This is a genomic window from Pseudomonas sp. BIGb0176 (assembly GCF_024810175.1).
GTDB lineage: Bacteria > Pseudomonadota > Gammaproteobacteria > Pseudomonadales > Pseudomonadaceae > Aquipseudomonas > Aquipseudomonas protegens.
The window spans coordinates 267,775-285,112 of the sequence record NZ_JANUEC010000007.1; the positions used below are offsets into that span (position 1 = coordinate 267,775).

Genomic DNA, 17,338 nt, shown 5'->3' on the forward strand with positions numbered 1-17,338 from the left:
TGTGCGCAGGCTGTCGTCAGTTCAGAGCGGGGCCGTACCCGGCGCAGGCGACGACGGGCACGGCCAGGGTTTCAGACAAACTCGTGGCTGACTTGCGACCACAGGCTGACCCGCCGCCCGGACGTTTCGAACACCTCGATCTCGCGCTTGATCCCGCCACTGTCCTTCCAGCCCGGCAGGTCGAGCACGATCAGCTCCTCCATCATCGCCATGTACAGCGCATCCACCGGCGCCCAGAGCTTGCCGATGGCGGCATTGTCCTTGCCCGCCAGGCACAGGTTGATCGGGTGGGACATGCTCACCTGGCTGAACACCGCATGGCCGGCTTCCAGTATCTGCGCCGCGACCTGGTTGCATTGGAGAAAACGCTCGTTGATGACGGCCGGCTCGGAATGGCTGTAGGGGCAGGCCAGGAAAATCTTGCGCATCGTTACCTCGATCTCAGGGATAGGTGATGCGGGCCGTCAGGCCCGCGCAGGTTGCAGGGCAAAGGCGGCCGCCTGTTCCTGCTCTTGCAGCTCATAGCGCTGGGCGGCCGGCACCGAGATGCGGATGGCGATCGCCACCGCCAGCAGGCCGCCAAACAGTTTGCCGAGCAGAATCGGCAGGATCAGGCTTGGCTGGAAGTTCGCAGTGAAGGCCAGGTGGTCGCCGATCAGTGCCTGGGCGCAGACCCCCAGGGCCACGCACAGCACCTTGTCGCGGGCGGTCATGTGCTTGAACAGGTGGAAGGTGGCGATGATGTTGGCAAACACCATGATGAACCCCGCGGCACCGGTGCTGGACAGGTTCAGATGGCGCCCCAGCAGTTCCATGGGCTTCTTGCAGTAGCGCTGGAACAGGTAGCAGATGGGGAAGGTACCGGCGAGCATGATGCCGATGTAGCCGGCGATCTCGATGGCCCGGAACAGCTCCTTTTCGTCGGCGAACATCGGGTCGAAGCCCCAGCCGCCGAAGTTGATGCTGAAGAACTTGGTGAAGTGCTCGACGATGCTCAGGGCCAGGATCAGCTTGATCGCCGCGTCCATGATCTTGCCGAACACCAGGAAGCCCCTGACCATCATCTGCGGCCGGTAGCGCAGCCCCGCCGCCAGCAGGAAGCAGAACACGAACAGCGGCGCCAGCAGCTTGAGCATGTCGACGAAGCCCAGGGACAGGTAGTACAGCGCCTCGGAGTTGGTGGAAACGATGTCCCGCACCGGCAGGTGGGTAGCGGTGATGATCAGCAGCGACATCAGCACCGCGAACGGAATGCTGATCAGCCCGGCCATGGCACCCAGGGCCAGGTACTTGTGGTCCTTGCGCTCGAGCATGGTCAGGCCCACCGGGATCAGGTAGACGATGGTCGCCCCGGAGGTGTAGCCCACCAGCATTGCGGTAATCCACAGGTCACGGTTGGCGGTCAGGGCGTTGGCCAGCTGGTAGCCGCCCATGTCCACGGCAATGATCGACAGCGCCGCGATGGAGACATCCGAACCCAGGGCGTTGAAGAACGGCCCCAGGGCGTGGGAAATGCCCTGGGACAGGTAGGGAATCGCCACCATGATCCCGGCCTGGGCCAGGAACACCGGGCCGATGGAGTGGATACCGTTGACGAACTCCTTACCCAGCCCGCTCTCGGGCTTGATGATGGATGACAGGGCGCCGATCACGGCGCCGAGCATGATCAGGTAAATGACGTAGTTTCCAAATTCAGCCATGTGGGTTCATCTCTCTGAGCGTCATTTATAGGTTTCCCCCGCCGGGGAAGTTCTTGTCGAGGCCAGCTCTGGTCACTCATCGCCAAGGAGAACGATGAACCAGGTGATGAAACACAGGGCACATCCCGTGCCACAATGTGTATTAGTTGTGGTTTTTACTTTGAAACAACCATATTTCGGTCAATACACCTTCGCAACATTGGCTCGACCTGTCGTGGGTCTTGAGCCAACCCCATGACTGCAGGCCATTGTGAAACGTGCAAGTAAATGCTTAACTTTTCCATCGAATTTGACCGAATCAGCACATTCCTGAACCAGGAGTGTGCGTAAGTAACAAAAAATGCCCATTTGTGTGGCGAAGTACCACTAAACGGAAAACACCATGCGCCCCAACGAACGACGACAGCACATTCTCGAACTCCTGCGGCAACGGGAGCGGATTTCTGTGGAAGAGCTGGCGCGCATCACTGCCACGTCCCAGGAAACCATCCGCCGCGACCTCAGCGACCTGGCGGAAAGCGGCCTGGTCACCAAGTTCCACGGTGGCGCGGCCCTGCCCCCTACCGGCGAGCACGAAAACACCTTCCAGACCCGCATGAACGAACACGCCCAGGAGAAGCGCGCCATCGGCCGCTACGCCGCCGGCCTGTTCTGCGCGGGCGACAGCATCTTCATCGATACCGGCACCACCACCCTGTTCTTCGCTCGGGAACTGGCGCAGCACACCCGCCTGACGGTGATCACCAACTCCCTGCCGATTGCCGGCTGCATTGGCGAGTCGGGCAATCGGGTGTTCATGATCGGTGGTGAATATCGCCCCGACTCGACACAGAACGTCGGCACCCTGGCCCTGGAACAGATCACCCGTTTCAACGCCGAGCACGCGGTGATCACCATTGGCGCGCTGAATGAAGACGGCGCCATGGACTTCTCCATCGAAGAAGCCGAAGTGGCCCGCGCCATGATTGCCCAGGCCCGCCAGCTGACGGTGATCGCCGATTCCTCGAAGCTGGAACGCCGCGGCCTGTTCAAGGTGTTCCCGCTGGAGCGCATAGACCGCCTGGTGATCGACCGCCAGCCCGGCCCGGAGCTGCTGGCGGCCCTGGAGAAAGCGGGCGTGGAGGTACATCTGGTGCCACAGCCCTGAACCAGGGCCGTTGCCACAGGTGATGGCTATCACCGAAAACCACAACCAAATGACCGATATATGACCGAATAGAAAATAAAAACAACAATCATGGCCCACATTATGCTTTGATTCCTGCACAGATCCTTGGGTGTTACCGCAGGAAACAGGCATTTATATGACCGAACTTTATCCGAACAATGTGACTTTCGATGTGGCCATCGTCGGTGGCGGGGTCGTCGGTTGCGCCATGGCCCGACGCTTCGCCCTCGAAGGCGCACGGGTGGTGCTGCTGGAAAAGGGCAGCGACATTCTCTCCGGCGCCAGCAAGGCCAACAGCGCCATCCTGCACACCGGCTTCGACGCCCCCAGTGGCAGCCTGGAACTGCAGTGCATGCAGGCCGGCTACCAGGAATACCTGGAAATCCACTCGGCCATGAACCTGCCACTGCTCAAGAGTGGCGCGCTGGTAGTGGCCTGGAACGCCGAGGACCAGGCCAGGCTGCCGGGGATCCTCGCCCAGGCCCAGGCCAATGGGGTAGACAACGTTCGCCTGCTGGAACGCAGCGAGATCCTCGCCCTGGAGCCGCACCTGGCCAATCACGCCGTGGGCGCGGTACTGGTCCCCGACGAGCACCTGATCGACCCCTGGTCCGCCCCCCTGGGTTACCTGCAGCAGGCCATGGCCCATGGCGCCCGCGTACAGTTGCAATGCGAGGTGCAGCAAGGCCAGTTCGATGGCGACGCCTGGACCCTGCACACCAACCGGGGCACCCTGCGCAGCGCCCAGGTGATCAACTGCGCCGGGCTGTTCGGCGACACCCTGGAACACAACCTGCTGGGCCACAGCGAATTTCGCATCATGCCGCGCAAGGGCCAGTTCGTGGTCTTCGACAAGGCCGCGGCCACACTGCTGGAGCGCATCGTCCTGCCGGTACCCAACGAGCGCACCAAGGGCATAGTCCTGACCCGCACGGTGTACGGCAACCTGCTGGTGGGCCCCACCGCCGAAGAACAGGAGGACCGCGTGCATGCGGGGCTCGACGGCCCGACCCTGCAAAGCCTGATCGATGCCGCCGTGGAGCGGATTCCCGCCCTCGCCGGGATGCCGGTCACCGCCACCTACGCCGGGCTGCGCCCCGCCAGCGAAAAGAAGGAGTACCGGATCCAGGCCGACCACGCCCGGCACTGGATCACCGTCGGCGGCATCCGCTCCACCGGGCTCACCGCCGCCCTGGGTATTGCCCGGCATGTCTACGGCCTGTACAGCCAGCGCCGCCAGCACCAGCCGGTGCGCGAACCGGTCTGGCCACAGATGCCCAATCTGGCGGAGCACTTGCCCCGCGACTGGCAGCGCCCCGGCTATGGCGAAATCGTCTGCCATTGCGAACTGGTGACCCGGCGCGAAATAGAAAGCGCCCTGCACAGCCCCCTGCCACCTGGCGACCTGGGCGGGCTCAAGCGCCGCACCCGCGCCTGCATGGGCCGCTGCCAGGGTTTCTATTGCTCGGCCCAGGTCGCCGAACTCAGCGCCAGCCAACTGGCCGTCCCTCTTGCCACAGGTCGTTGCCATGAACAGCACTGAACTTCTTCAGGCCGAAGCGGCCATTATCGGCAGCGGCCCGGCGGGCCTGGCCGCGGCCATCGAACTGCGGCGCCAGGGTATCGGCCCGGTGATTGTCATCGAACGTGAAAGCGAAGCCGGCGGCATTCCCCGGCACTGTGCCCACCCGCCCTTCGGCATGCGCGAGTACCAGCGCCTTCTCAGCGGCCCGGCCTATGCCCGGCGCAATGTCGAAGCCGCGCTGAAAGCCGGCGTGATCCTGCTGCTGCGACACACGGTGGTCAGCCTGGAACCCGGCGGCCTGTTGCGCCTGGCCACTCCAGACGGGCCACGGCAGATCCAGGCACAGAAGGTGCTGATCGCCACCGGCGCCCGGGAAACCCCGCGCTCGGCACGCCTGCTGTCCGGCGACCGCCCGGTGGGGGTGATCAACACCGGGGCCTTGCAGAACTTCCTCTATGTGCAGCACCTCAAGCCTTTCGAGCGGCCCCTGATCATCGGCACCGAACTGGTCAGCCTGTCTGCCGTACTCAGTTGCCGACGCGCCGGTATCCGTCCGGTGGCGGTGCTGGAAGCCAATAAACGAGCCACCACCCGCTGGCCGCTGTCGGTGTTCCCAAGGTTGCTGGGCATCCCCATGCACTTTGGCGCCGAGCTGCTGGCGATCAATGGGTGTGGCCGGGTGGAGTCGGCCCGGGTGCGCCTGGCCGATGGCCAGGTTCGCGACATTTCCTGCGACGGCGTGCTGCTCACCGGCCAGTTCACCCCGGAGTCGAGCCTGGTGCGCCTGAGCCACCTGCAACTGGACAATGGCAGCGGGGGGCCGAAGATCGACCAGTACGGCCGCTGTTCGGACCCGGCCTACTTTGCCGCCGGCAACCTGCTGCGGCCGATCGAGACGGCCGGCTGGTCCTACCGCGAAGGGCGGCGCATCGGCAGCCTGATGGCCCTGGCCCTGAGCGGCCAGCTACCCGATGCCAATGACGCCCTGACCCTGAAGTACGCCGCCCCGATCAAGCTCGGCGTGCCGGGCCGCCTGGTGCGCGGCGAACTGGCGGGCCTGGCGCACATCCAGTTGCGGGTCAGCCAGGCGGTCAGTGGCACCCTGCGGGTCCGCGCCCAGGGCCTGGAGCTCTGGAGCCGACCGGTCTCGGTACTGCCGGAACGGCGCCTGCTGATCCCCATCAAGGACCTGCACCTGCCGGAACATTTCGACCAACTGGACATCTGCATCGACCAGGCCGTCCCACAACAAGAGAAATGACCATGCGAATAGCCGCACTTGACCAGGGCACCACCAGCACCCGCGTACTGGTCGTGGACATGCAAGGCCGTGCCGATATCCAACTGGCGCTGCGCCACCAGCAGCATCACCCGCGCCCGGGCTGGGTCGAACACGACCCGCTGGAGCTGCTGGCCAACCTGCAACGCTGCCTGGAAGCCACCGGCCGGGTCGACGCCATCGGCCTGGCCAACCAGGGTGAAAGTTGCCTGGCCTGGGACGCCGTCAGTGGCGCGCCGCTGTCGCCGGTGATCGTCTGGCAGGACAACCGCAGCGCCGCGCGCATCGAAGAACTGCGCGCCAGCGGCGCCGAAGCCCTGACCCTGGAGCGGGCCGGGCTGCCCCTGGATGCCTACTTCTCCGCCAGCAAGCTGGCCTGGATCGTCGACAACCTGCCGGCGGCACAGGCCGCCCTGAGTGCCGGCCGCCTGCGCCTGGGCACCACCGATGCCTACTTTCTCGATCGCCTGACCGGGGTCTACGCCACTGACATCACCACCGCCTCGCGCACCTCGCTGATGAATCTCGCCACCGGCCAGTGGGACCCGCAGTTGTGCCAGCTGTTCGGCGTGCCCATGCAGGCCCTGCCGGAAATCCGCGCCACGGTCGGCGACTTCGGACGCATCGGCCAGACCCCCATCAGCGCCTCGGTGGTCGACCAGCAAGCCTCGCTGTACGGTCACGGCTGCCGGGAGCCGGGGGACGCCAAGATCACCTTCGGCACCGGCGCCTTCGCCCTGACAGTCACAGGCGAACAGATCATTCGCGCCCCGGAGAAAGGCCTGCTGGCCACCGTCGCCTGGCAGGCCGACGGCAAACCGGTGTATGCCATGGACGGTGGCGTGTACGACGCCAGCGCCGCAGTGGAATGGGCCGGGCGCCTGGGCCTGTTCAGCGATTTCTCGGAACTGGCAGCCTTCGATCAGCCACCGGCGATTTCCCGCGAGCTGGCGTTTGTCCCGGCCTTGTCCGGGCTTGCCTGCCCGCACTGGGACCGCAGTGCCGGGGCGGTATGGATCGGCATGAACGCCGCCACCACTCGCCAGGACCTGTGCCAGGCGGTACTGGAAGGCGTGGCCCTGCGCAGCGCCGAAGTGATCACGGCGATGGACGATCACCTCAACGTCACCGACCAGTTGTCGATTGACGGCGGCCTGGCCCGCAGCCCGTATTTCGCCCAGTTCCTGGCCGATATCCTGCAACGCACCATCGTCACCCAGCGCTTCGACGAACTCACCGCCCTGGGCTGCGCCGCCCTCGCCGCCCGCGGCCTGGGGCTGGAGTTGCCAGAGCTGGACAACACCCGCACCGACTACCGGCCGCGTATCGACCGGGCCACGGCAGACGCCTGGCGCTGCACCTTCAGCGCCGCCGTCAGCCGTGCCCAGGGCTGGTCCCAGCCGCGCTGAAACCGCCATCGGCCAAGGACGGCCGCCCCTTTCCCGGCAAGCCTGCGCCCCCTTGCCCAACCGTCGCGCCTATTGGACACTGACGCGCCCGCTCGCGGCCAAGCGGCGGGCACATCAAGCGGTTACTGGCGACTCAGACACACGGGACCACTGACTGCTGCGCGGGCACACGACCTGCCTGGCTGTGCTCATTAATGGATTATTTCTGAGTCGAGGATTTATGAAAGACGCAACGATTGCGCTGCACCATGGATTCAAGTCGGACCCGACCACCAAGGCCGTGGCCGTGCCCATCTACCAGAACGTCGCCTTCGAGTTCGACAACGCCCAGCACGGCGCTGACCTGTTCAACCTCGATGTGCCCGGCAACATCTACACCCGCATCATGAACCCCACCAACGATGTGCTGGAACAGCGCATGGCCGCCCTGGAAGGCGGGATCGCCGGGCTGGCGGTGGCCGCCGGCAGTGCCGCCATCCACTACGCGATCCAGACCCTGACCCAGGCTGGGGACAATATCGTCTCCACGCCCCAGCTGTACGGCGGCACCTACACCCTGTTCGCCCACCTGCTGCCCAGCTTCGGGGTCGAAGTACGCTTCGCCCGGGACGACTCGGCCGAGGCCATTGCCGAGCTGATCGACGACAAGACCAAGCTGGTGTACTGCGAGAGCATCGGCAACCCCGCGGGCAACATCGTCGATATCGAGGGCCTGGCCCAGGCCGCCCACGCCCGTAACGTGCCACTGATGGTGGACAACACCGTGGCCACGCCGATCCTGTGCAAGCCGATCCAGTTCGGCGCCGACATCGTGGTGCACTCGGTGACCAAGTACGTCGGCGGCCACGGCAACTCCCTGGGCGGGGTGATCGTCGACAGCGGCAACTTCCCCTGGGCCGACCACCCGCAGAAGTTCGCCAGCCTCAACACCCCGGAGCCGGCCTACCACGGCGTGGTCTACACCGAGAAGTTCGGCCCCGCCGCCTTTATCGCCCGGGCCCGCACCGTGCCGCTGCGCAACACCGGCGCAGCATTGGCGCCGATGAACGCCTTCCTGTTGCTGCAAGGCCTGGAAACCCTGGCCCTGCGCATGGAGCGCCACACCGACAACGCCCTCAAGGTGGCGCAGTTCCTCAAGGCCCACCCGCTGGTGGCCTGGGTCAGCTACGCCGGCCTGCCCGACCACCCGCACCATGAACTGGCGCGCAAATACATGCAGGGCAAGCCGTCGGCGATCCTCTCCTTCGGCCTCAAGGGCGGCTATGCCGCAGGCGTGCGCTTCTACGATGCGCTGCAGATCTTCAAGCGCCTGGTGAACATCGGCGACGCCAAGTCCCTGGCTTGCCACCCGGCATCCACCACCCACCGGCAGATGAACGAAGAAGAGCAGGCCAAGGCCGGGGTCAAGCCGGAGATGATCCGTCTCTCGGTAGGCATCGAGGCCATCGAAGACCTGCTCGAAGACCTGGACCAGGCACTGCAACAAGCCTGATCCCCGGCCCTGGCGTTCTGCGCCAGGGCCATTGCCTAGCGCGTTGGCACCCACGCCTCTCCCCTCTCCAGCCCCCAGGACCCTTGATCACCCGCAAAGGAACCCGACATGATTGTGCGTTACGTCAAGATCACCATGACCCTGGCAGTGGCGGCTTTCGCCCTGCTGGTGGCCTACAACAACATCAGCGACTACGGTTCCAACTTCGCCTTTGTCCAGCACGTGCTGAGCATGGACAGCGTCTTCCCCGGCAACAGCGCCACCGACCGCGCCCTGACCTTGCCGCTGCTGTGGAATGCCGGTTACTGGCTGATCATCGCCGGCGAAGCCCTGACCGGCGCGCTGCTGGTGTTTGGCGCCCTGCACCTGTGGCTGGCCCGGCACGGTGTCGCCAGCGACTTCAACCGCGCCAAGCGCTGGGCCATTGCCGGCTTCTGCCTGGGCTTCTGCGTCTGGTTCTTCGGTTTCATGGTGGTCGGCGGCGAGTGGTTCATGATGTGGCAGTCCAAGGCCTGGAACGGCCAGGACGCGGCGTTCAAGTTCTACATGGCGATCCTGGGCGTACTGATATTCCTCAACCAGCCCGACACCGAGCTGCACTGACCCTGTAACCGCAGCCGAGCCATGGCGAGGCTGCGCAAAGGCCCGCAGGGCCTTGCGGTCCCTCCGAGCGCCCCTCGTTAGCAGCCTGCGGCAGCGGCTACGGGACGCAAAAAAAACGGCCCGCTGCGGTGACGCAGCGGGCCGTTCTTCAGCGCCCCGGGGAATCAGGGCAGGATTTACGCACTCAGTGGTTGAGCTTGAAATCCTTCTCGGCCGCTTCGAAGCGCTGGACCATGCCGGCGCTCGGCGTGCCCATCTTGCTCACCAGCAGGATTGCCAGGCTGGCGAAGATGAAGCCCGGGATGATTTCGTACAGGCCCAGCAGAGCGAAATGCTTCCACAGGATCACGGTGACGGCACCGACGATGATGCCGGCCAGCGCGCCGTCACGGGTCATGCCTTTCCAGATCACCGAAATCAGTACCACGGGGCCGAAGGCCGCGCCGAACCCGGCCCAGGCATAGCTCACCAGGCCCAGCACGCGGTTTTCCGGGTTGGCGGCCATGGCAATGGCGATCAGCGCCACCACCAGCACCATGGCGCGGCCGACCCACACCAGTTCCAGCTGGGAAGCGTGCTTGCGCAGGAAGGCTTTGTAGAAGTCTTCGGTCAGGGCACTGGAGCACACCAGCAGCTGGCAGCTCAGGGTACTCATGACTGCCGCCAGGATGGCCGACAGCAGCACACCCGCGATCCACGGGTTGAACAGCAGCTTGGCCAGTTCGATGAACACCCGCTCAGGGTTTTCGGTCACAGGGCCGGCCACCTCAGGGTGCGCCGAGAAATAGGCGATACCGAAGAAGCCCACCGCCACGGTGCCGCCCAGGCACAGGATCATCCAGGTCATGGAGATGCGACGGGCCTTGGCAATCGACTTCACCGAATCGGCGGCCATGAAGCGCGCCAGGATATGCGGCTGGCCGAAGTAGCCCAGGCCCCAGCCCATCAGCGAGATGACGCCGATGAAAGTGGTGTTCTTGAGCATGTCGAAATTGGTCGGGTCCTTGGCTTCGATGGCCAGGAAGGTGGTGTCCACGCCACCGGTCGCCAACAGCACGATGATCGGCGTCAGGATCAGAGCGAAGATCATCAGCGTGGCCTGGACGGTATCGGTCCAGCTCACTGCCAGGAAACCACCCACGAAGGTGTAGGCAATGGTTGCCGCCGCACCGGCCCACAGCGCTGTCTCGTAGGGCATGCCGAAAGTGCTTTCGAACAGGCGGGCACCGGCGACGATGCCGGAGGCGCAGTAGATGGTGAAGAACACCAGGATCACCACCGCAGAGATGATCCGCAGCAGGCCGCTCTTGTCTTCAAAGCGGCTGGAGAAGTAGTCCGGCAGGGTCAGCGCGTCACCGTTGTGTTCGGTCTGCACCCGCAGGCGGCCGGCCACGAACAGCCAGTTGAGGTAGGCACCGACGATCAGGCCGATGGCGATCCAGCTTTCCGAAAGACCGGACATGTAGATGGCGCCCGGCAGGCCCATCAGCAGCCAGCCACTCATGTCGGAAGCACCGGCGGAAAGCGCGGTGACCACGCTGCCAAGGCTGCGGCCGCCAAGAATGTAGTCAGAAAGGTTGTTGGTGGAGCGATAGGCCATGAAGCCGATCAGCACCATTGCCGCGATGTAGATCACGAAGGTGATCAAGGTTGGATTGCTTGCACTCATTGAGTTACGCCCTGGCTTTGTTTTTATGGTGCGGCGGCCACTGCCACCCGCCGCCAAACGATGACGCTTGGGAGACGATCAGGCGGGCCGCGCATTTATGACTGATGTTTCCCCAGGAAAGCCATCAGCCGATGAACCAGTCCTGCAGGACGGTTGCACCTTGGCCGCGAATCCTATGCAACAAGACGAACAAGGTGCAACCAATTTGCGCCGAATCAGTTGCACCTTGTCCAAAAACTGGTCGTTGACGACGCTTTTGCTCCTTTTTGGAGCAAAAAATGGCGTTTTCAGAAGTAAAGGCACCAGTAGGAGGCAAGCCACTCCGTGCAGGAATTTTATTCCTGACAAGCTGCTTCTTTTTCCAGCTAAAAATGGGTTGCACCCGGTTGCACCTATTGCAGTGCGCGGATAATCTTGCCGCCAGCTGATGCCACACGTGCGTGGCAAACATGAGGATAAAAATATGGCTACCACCACCCTCGGGGTCAAACTCGACGACCCTACCCGCGAGCGCCTCAAGGCCGCCGCGGCCTCGATCGATCGTACGCCGCACTGGCTGATCAAGCAGGCGATTTTCAATTACCTGGAAAAACTCGAGGGTGGTGCAACCCTGACCGAGCTGAGCAGTGCCACCGCCAAAGACGGCGAGGATGCCGGCGAGGTACAGACCGATCACGCTCACCAATGCTTCCTGGAGTTCGCCGAAAGCATTCTCCCGCAGTCGGTGCTGCGCGCCTCGATCACCGCCGCCTACCGCCGCCCGGAACCGGAAGTGGTGCCGATGCTCCTGGAGCAGGCGCGCTTGCCGGCTGCCACCGCCGAAGCCGCGAACAAGCTGGCCGCCTCGATCGCCGAGAAGCTGCGCAACCAGAAGAGCGCCGGCGGCCGTGCCGGTATCGTCCAGGGCCTGCTGCAGGAGTTCTCCCTGTCGTCCCAGGAAGGCGTGGCGCTGATGTGCCTGGCCGAAGCCCTGCTGCGCATCCCCGACAAGGGCACCCGTGACGCGCTGATCCGCGACAAGATCAGCACCGGCAACTGGCAGCCGCACCTGGGCAACAGCCCATCGCTGTTCGTCAACGCCGCCACCTGGGGCCTGCTGCTTACCGGCAAGCTGGTGTCGACCCACAACGAGGCCGGCCTGACCTCCTCCCTGAGCCGCATCATCGGCAAGAGCGGCGAGCCGATGATCCGCAAGGGCGTGGACATGGCCATGCGCTTGATGGGCGAACAGTTCGTCACCGGCGAAACCATCGCCGAAGCCCTGGCCAACGCCAGCAAGTTCGAAGCCAAGGGCTTCCGCTATTCCTACGACATGCTCGGCGAAGCCGCACTGACCGAGCACGACGCACAGAAGTACCTCGCGTCCTACGAGCAGGCCATCCACTCCATCGGCAAGGCCTCCCACGGTCGCGGCATCTATGAAGGCCCGGGCATCTCCATCAAGCTCTCGGCCCTGCACCCGCGCTACAGCCGCGCCCAGTACGAGCGCGTGATGGAAGAGCTGTACCCGCGCCTGCTGTCCCTGACCCTGCTGGCCAAGCAGTACGACATCGGCCTGAACATCGACGCCGAGGAAGCCGACCGCCTGGAGCTGTCCCTGGACCTGCTGGAGCGCCTGTGCTTCGAGCCGCAACTGACCGGCTGGAACGGTATCGGCTTCGTGATCCAGGCCTACCAGAAGCGCTGCCCGTACGTGATCGACTATGTCATCGATCTGGCCCGTCGCAGCCGTCACCGCCTGATGATCCGCCTGGTGAAAGGCGCCTACTGGGACAGCGAGATCAAGCGCGCCCAGGTCGAAGGCCTGGAAGGCTATCCGGTCTACACCCGCAAGGTGTACACCGACGTTTCCTACATCGCCTGCGCACGCAAGCTGCTGTCGGTGCCGGAAGTCATCTACCCGCAGTTCGCCACCCACAACGCCCACACTCTGTCGGCGATCTACCACATTGCCGGTCAGAACTATTACCCCGGCCAGTACGAGTTCCAGTGCCTGCACGGCATGGGCGAACCGCTGTACGAGCAAGTGGTGGGCAAGGTTGCCGAGGGCAAGCTGAACCGTCCATGCCGCGTCTATGCACCGGTGGGCACCCACGAAACCCTGCTGGCCTACCTGGTACGCCGGCTGCTGGAAAACGGCGCCAACACCTCGTTCGTCAACCGTATCGCCGACCAGTCGATCTCGATCCAGGAACTGGTGGCCGATCCGGTGACCCAGATCGAACAGATGGCCACCCTGGAAGGCGGCTTCGGCCTGCCGCACCCGCGCATTCCGCTGCCGCGTGACCTGTATGGCGCCGAGCGTGCCAACTCCGCCGGCATCGACATGGCCAACGAACACCGCCTGGCGTCGCTGTCCTGCGCACTGCTGGCCACCGCCCACAACAACTGGAAAGCCGCACCGATGCTCGGTTGCGCCGCCAGCAGCGAAACCCCGGCGCCGGTACTCAACCCGTCGGACCATCGCGACGTGGTGGGCCATGTCCAAGAAGCCACGGTGGAAGACGTCGACAACGCCATCCAGTGCGCCCTCAACGCCGCACCGATCTGGCAGGCCACGCCGCCGGCCGAACGCGCTGCAATCCTGGAACGCGCCGCCGACCTGATGGAAGGCGAGATCCAGCCGCTGATGGGCCTGCTGGCCCGCGAAGCCGGCAAGACCTTCGCCAACGCCATCGCCGAAGTGCGTGAAGCCGTGGACTTCCTGCGCTACTACGCGGTGCAGGCCCGCAACGACTTCAGCAACGACGCCCACCGTCCGCTGGGTCCTGTGGTGTGCATCAGCCCATGGAACTTCCCGCTGGCGATCTTCAGTGGCCAGGTCGCCGCAGCCTTGGCTGCCGGCAACCCGGTCCTGGCCAAACCGGCCGAACAGACTCCGCTGGTAGCCGCCCAGGCCGTGCGCCTGCTGCTCGAAGCCGGGATTCCCGAAGGCGTGCTGCAACTGCTGCCGGGCCAGGGCGAAAGCGTCGGTGCCCGCCTGGTAGGTGACGAGCGCGTCAAGGGCGTGATGTTCACCGGCTCCACTGAAGTTGCGCGCCTGCTGCAACGCAACATCGCCGGGCGTCTGGACAACCAGGGCCGGCCGATCCCGCTGATCGCCGAAACCGGTGGCCAGAACGCCATGATCGTCGACTCCTCGGCCCTGACCGAACAGGTGGTCATTGACGTGGTGTCCTCGGCCTTCGACAGTGCCGGCCAGCGTTGCTCGGCCCTGCGCGTGCTGTGCCTGCAGGAAGATTCCGCCGACCGCGTGATCGAAATGCTCAAGGGCGCCATGGCCGAAAACCGCCTGGGCAACCCTGAGCGCCTGTCGGTGGACATCGGCCCGGTGATCGACGCCGAAGCCAAGGCCGGCATCGAGAAGCACATCCAGGCCATGCGCGACAAAGGTCGCAACGTGTACCAGATGGCCATCGCCGACGGCGAAGAATGCAAGCGCGGCACCTTTGTCATGCCGACCCTGATCGAGCTGGAAAGCTTCGACGAGCTGCAGCGCGAGATCTTCGGTCCGGTGCTGCACGTGGTGCGCTACAAGCGCAAGGAAATCGACCAGCTGATCGCCCAGATCAACGCTTCCGGCTACGGCCTGACCCTGGGCGTGCACACCCGGATCGACGAGACCATCGCCAAGGTGGTGGACAACGTCCACGCCGGTAACGTCTACGTCAACCGCAACATCGTCGGTGCCGTGGTCGGCGTGCAGCCGTTCGGCGGCGAAGGCCTGTCGGGCACCGGCCCGAAAGCCGGCGGCCCGCTGTACCTGTACCGCCTGCTGTCGACCCGCCCGGTGGATGCCATCGAGCAGTCCTTTGCCCGTGGCGACGCCGAGTACGCCCCGGACCTGCGCCTGCGCGAAGTCCTCAGCAAGCCGTTGAACGCCCTGCAAGCCTGGGCCGAGAGCAGCAAGCTGGCGGAACTGGCGATCCTGTGCAAACAGTTCGCCGGCCAGTCCCAGAGCGGCATCACCCGGCAGTTGACCGGCCCTACCGGCGAGCGCAACAGCTACGCCATCCTGCCCCGCGAGCACGTCCTGTGCCTGGCGGAAGTCGAGGGTGACCTGCTGACCCAACTGGCAGCCGTGCTGGCCGTCGGTGGCTCGGCGGTGTGGCCGGAAAGCGAGATCAGCAAGGCGCTGTTCGCCCGCTTGCCGAAGGAAGTCCAGGCACGCATCCAGCGCGTGGCCGACTGGAGCAAGGACGAAGTGGTATTCGACGCCGTCCTGCACCACGGTGATTCCGACCAGCTGCGCAGCGTCTGCCAGCAGGTGGCCCAGCGTGCCGGTGCCATCGTCGGCGTCCAGGGTCTGTCCCAGGGCGAGACCGCGATTGCCCTGGAGCGCCTGGTGATCGAGCGCGCCCTGAGCGTCAACACCGCAGCGGCCGGCGGCAACGCCAGCCTGATGACCATCGGCTGATCGCCGAAGGTTCTGCTGCATCGATGGGCGCCCTGACCGGCGCCCATTTTTTTTGCCCGTCCTCTGTAGGAGCCGGCTTGCCGGCGAAGAGGCCCTTGAGCCCTGCATCACCCTCCCATGACGCCTTCGCGGGCGAGCCCGCTCCTGCAGAAGCCGACGCCTATTGAGGTTTTTTGGGCTTTGCATCACCGAAATCAATCTTGCTATCCAGCCTTCATTCACGCGCCTAGACTCGGCCCATTCCCTATCCCACAGGTATGCCGCCATGTCCGAGACGCTGCTCAGTTCCCGCAATCTGGCCTTCGAACTGTATGAGGTACTCGACGCCGAGGGCCTGACCCAGCGCGAGCGGTTTGCCGAGCACAACCGGGAAACCTTCGACGCCGCCCTGGGCACCGCCCGCAGCATCGCCGAGAAGTTCTTCGCCCCGCACAACCGCAAGGGCGATGAGCACGAGCCACGCTACGAAGACGGCCAGGCGGTGCTGATCCCCGAAGTGAAACCGGCGGTGGATGCGTTCCTCGAAGCCGGCTTCCTGAATGCCGCCCGCAGTTTCGAGGCCGGCGGCATGCAACTGCCAACCCTGCTGTCCCAGGCCTGCTTCGCCCACTTCCAGGCGGCCAACGCGGCCTCGACCTCCTACCCGTTCCTGACCATGGGCGCCGCCAACCTGATCGAGAGCTTCGGCACCGAAGAACAGAAACAACGCTTCCTGCAGCCGATGATCGACGGTCGCTTCTTCGGCACCATGGCCCTGACCGAGCCCCATGCCGGCTCGTCGCTATCGGATATCCGCACCCGTGCCGAACCGGCCGCCGACGGCAGCTACCGGCTCAAGGGCAACAAGATCTTCATTTCCGGCGGCGACCACCCGCTGTCGGAAAACATCGTGCACATGGTCCTGGCCAAGCTGCCGGACGCGCCGCCCGGGGTGAAGGGCATTTCGCTGTTTATCGTGCCCAAGTTCCTGGTCAACGACGACGGCAGCCTGGGGCCGCGCAACGATGTGCTGCTGGCCGGGCTGTTCCACAAGATGGGCTGGCGCGGCACCACCTCCACCGCGCTGAACTTCGGCGATAACGGCCAGTGCGTGGGGTATCTGGTGGGCAAGCCCCATCACGGCCTGAGCTACATGTTCCAGATGATGAACGAGGCACGGATCGGCGTCGGCATGGGGGCGGTGATGCTCGGCTACGCCGGCTACCTGTACTCCCTGGAATACGCCCGCGAACGCCCGCAAGGTCGCCTGCCGGACAGCAAGGACCCGAGCACCGCGCCGGTGGCGATCATCCAGCACGCCGATGTGCGGCGCATGCTGCTGACCCAGAAGGCCTACGTCGAAGGCGCCTTCGACCTGGGGCTATACGCGGCGCGGCTGTTCGACGACACCACCACCCTGGCCGATGCGGCCGAGCGCCAGCAGGCCCACGAACTGCTGGACTTGCTGACCCCGATCGTCAAGTCCTGGCCTTCAGAGTTCTGCCTGAAGGCCAACGAACTGGCGATCCAGATTCTCGGCGGCCACGGCTATACCCGGGAGTACCCGGTGGAGCAGTACTACCGCGACAACCGCCTGAACCCGATTCACGAAGGCACCCACGGCATCCAGTCCCTGGACCTGCTGGGACGCAAGCTGGCGCAGAACGGCGGCGCCGGGCTCAAGCGCCTGGTACGCCTGATTGCCGAGACCGGCGAGCGGGCCCGCGCCCATCAATCACTGGACGCCCTGCGCCTGCCCCTGGAACAACTGGTAACGCGCCTGCAAAGCGTGACGCTGGGGTTGCTGGGTGACCTGGCCAGCGGCAAGGTCACCGGCACCCTGGCCAACTCGGCGCTGTATCTGAAAGCCTTCGGCCATGCGGTGATCGGCTGGCGCTGGCTGGAACAGGCCATCCGGGCCGAGGAAGGACTGGCGCGAGCAGTGGCGGCGGATCGGGATTTCTACCTGGGCAAGTTGCAGGCCGCGCGCTACTTCCTGACCTGGGAAGTGCCAGGCTGCCAGCACGAGCTGGCACTGCTGGAAGCGCGGGACGATACCTGCCTGAGCATGCAGGACGCCTGGTTCTGAGGCCACCC

At 64.8% G+C, this 17,338-nt stretch carries 12 protein-coding genes; 8 read left to right on the top strand and 4 right to left on the bottom strand.

What is annotated here, in order from left to right; genetic code table 11:
* Positions 1-71: 71 nt before the first annotated feature.
* Complete coding sequence (locus M2395_RS31335) at positions 72-428, bottom strand: DUF1937 family protein (protein ID WP_011058877.1); 357 nt, start codon at positions 426-428, stop codon at positions 72-74.
* Between the two features lie 36 nt (positions 429-464).
* Entirely contained in the window at positions 465-1,700 is a 1,236-nt protein-coding gene (gene eutH / locus M2395_RS31340; protein WP_011058876.1) for an ethanolamine utilization protein EutH, read from the bottom strand.
* A gap of 382 nt (positions 1,701-2,082) precedes the next feature.
* Between eutH and M2395_RS31345 the strand changes: the two genes are divergently transcribed.
* The 6 genes from M2395_RS31345 to M2395_RS31370 all read left to right on the top strand — a co-directional run bounded on the left by M2395_RS31345 (position 2,083) and on the right by M2395_RS31370 (position 9,176).
* Complete coding sequence (locus M2395_RS31345; RefSeq protein WP_011058875.1) at positions 2,083-2,847, top strand: DeoR/GlpR family DNA-binding transcription regulator; 765 nt, start codon at positions 2,083-2,085, stop codon at positions 2,845-2,847.
* Positions 2,848-3,004: 157 nt separating this feature from the next.
* The gene (locus M2395_RS31350; RefSeq protein WP_015633904.1) at positions 3,005-4,411 is read left to right on the top strand and encodes an NAD(P)/FAD-dependent oxidoreductase; all 1,407 of its coding nucleotides are present in this window, start codon (positions 3,005-3,007) and stop codon (positions 4,409-4,411) included.
* A complete protein-coding gene (locus M2395_RS31355; protein WP_015633903.1) occupies positions 4,398-5,654 on the top strand; it encodes an NAD(P)/FAD-dependent oxidoreductase in 1,257 nt (418 codons plus the stop codon). The genes M2395_RS31350 and M2395_RS31355 overlap by 14 nt, the downstream gene beginning before the upstream one ends.
* 2 nt (positions 5,655-5,656) lie before the next feature.
* Entirely contained in the window at positions 5,657-7,081 is a 1,425-nt protein-coding gene (locus tag M2395_RS31360) for a glycerol kinase (protein ID WP_123431205.1), read from the top strand.
* A gap of 220 nt (positions 7,082-7,301) precedes the next feature.
* Positions 7,302-8,573 carry an O-acetylhomoserine aminocarboxypropyltransferase/cysteine synthase family protein gene (locus M2395_RS31365; protein ID WP_015633901.1) on the top strand — a complete coding sequence of 424 codons (1,272 nt, stop codon included), beginning with the start codon at positions 7,302-7,304 and terminating at the stop codon, positions 8,571-8,573.
* 108 nt (positions 8,574-8,681) lie between these two features.
* Entirely contained in the window at positions 8,682-9,176 is a 495-nt protein-coding gene (locus M2395_RS31370) for a DUF2165 family protein (protein ID WP_123431206.1), read from the top strand.
* Between the two features lie 184 nt (positions 9,177-9,360).
* Here the strand turns inward: M2395_RS31370 and putP are convergent, their stop codons facing one another.
* On the bottom strand, positions 9,361-10,845 hold the full coding sequence (gene putP, locus M2395_RS31375; RefSeq protein ID WP_011058869.1) for a sodium/proline symporter PutP: 1,485 nt from the start codon (positions 10,843-10,845) through the stop codon (positions 9,361-9,363).
* Between the two features lie 124 nt (positions 10,846-10,969).
* Positions 10,970-11,227, bottom strand: a complete 258-nt coding sequence (locus tag M2395_RS31380) for a hypothetical protein (RefSeq protein WP_134532534.1) — start codon at positions 11,225-11,227, stop codon at positions 10,970-10,972.
* A gap of 81 nt (positions 11,228-11,308) precedes the next feature.
* Between M2395_RS31380 and putA the strand changes: the two genes are divergently transcribed.
* Complete coding sequence (gene putA / locus M2395_RS31385) at positions 11,309-15,262, top strand: trifunctional transcriptional regulator/proline dehydrogenase/L-glutamate gamma-semialdehyde dehydrogenase (RefSeq protein WP_123431207.1); 3,954 nt, start codon at positions 11,309-11,311, stop codon at positions 15,260-15,262.
* A 265-nt stretch (positions 15,263-15,527) separates the two neighbouring features.
* Entirely contained in the window at positions 15,528-17,330 is a 1,803-nt protein-coding gene (locus M2395_RS31390; protein WP_077933246.1) for an acyl-CoA dehydrogenase, read from the top strand.
* Positions 17,331-17,338 lie beyond the last annotated feature (8 nt).

Bases quoted from the DNA above. Each gene is read 5' to 3' on its own strand.
- M2395_RS31335 (WP_011058877.1), bottom strand. From the start codon at position 428: ATGCGCAAGATTTTCCTGGCCTGCCCCTACAGCCATTCCGAGCCGGCC.
- eutH (WP_011058876.1), bottom strand. From the start codon at position 1,700: ATGGCTGAATTTGGAAACTACGTCATTTACCTGATCATGCTCGGCGCC.
- M2395_RS31345 (WP_011058875.1), top strand. From the start codon at position 2,083: ATGCGCCCCAACGAACGACGACAGCACATTCTCGAACTCCTGCGGCAA.
- M2395_RS31350 (WP_015633904.1), top strand. From the start codon at position 3,005: ATGACCGAACTTTATCCGAACAATGTGACTTTCGATGTGGCCATCGTC.
- M2395_RS31355 (WP_015633903.1), top strand. From the start codon at position 4,398: ATGAACAGCACTGAACTTCTTCAGGCCGAAGCGGCCATTATCGGCAGC.
- M2395_RS31360 (WP_123431205.1), top strand. From the start codon at position 5,657: ATGCGAATAGCCGCACTTGACCAGGGCACCACCAGCACCCGCGTACTG.
- M2395_RS31365 (WP_015633901.1), top strand. From the start codon at position 7,302: ATGAAAGACGCAACGATTGCGCTGCACCATGGATTCAAGTCGGACCCG.
- M2395_RS31370 (WP_123431206.1), top strand. From the start codon at position 8,682: ATGATTGTGCGTTACGTCAAGATCACCATGACCCTGGCAGTGGCGGCT.
- putP (WP_011058869.1), bottom strand. From the start codon at position 10,845: ATGAGTGCAAGCAATCCAACCTTGATCACCTTCGTGATCTACATCGCG.
- putA (WP_123431207.1), top strand. From the start codon at position 11,309: ATGGCTACCACCACCCTCGGGGTCAAACTCGACGACCCTACCCGCGAG.
- M2395_RS31390 (WP_077933246.1), top strand. From the start codon at position 15,528: ATGTCCGAGACGCTGCTCAGTTCCCGCAATCTGGCCTTCGAACTGTAT.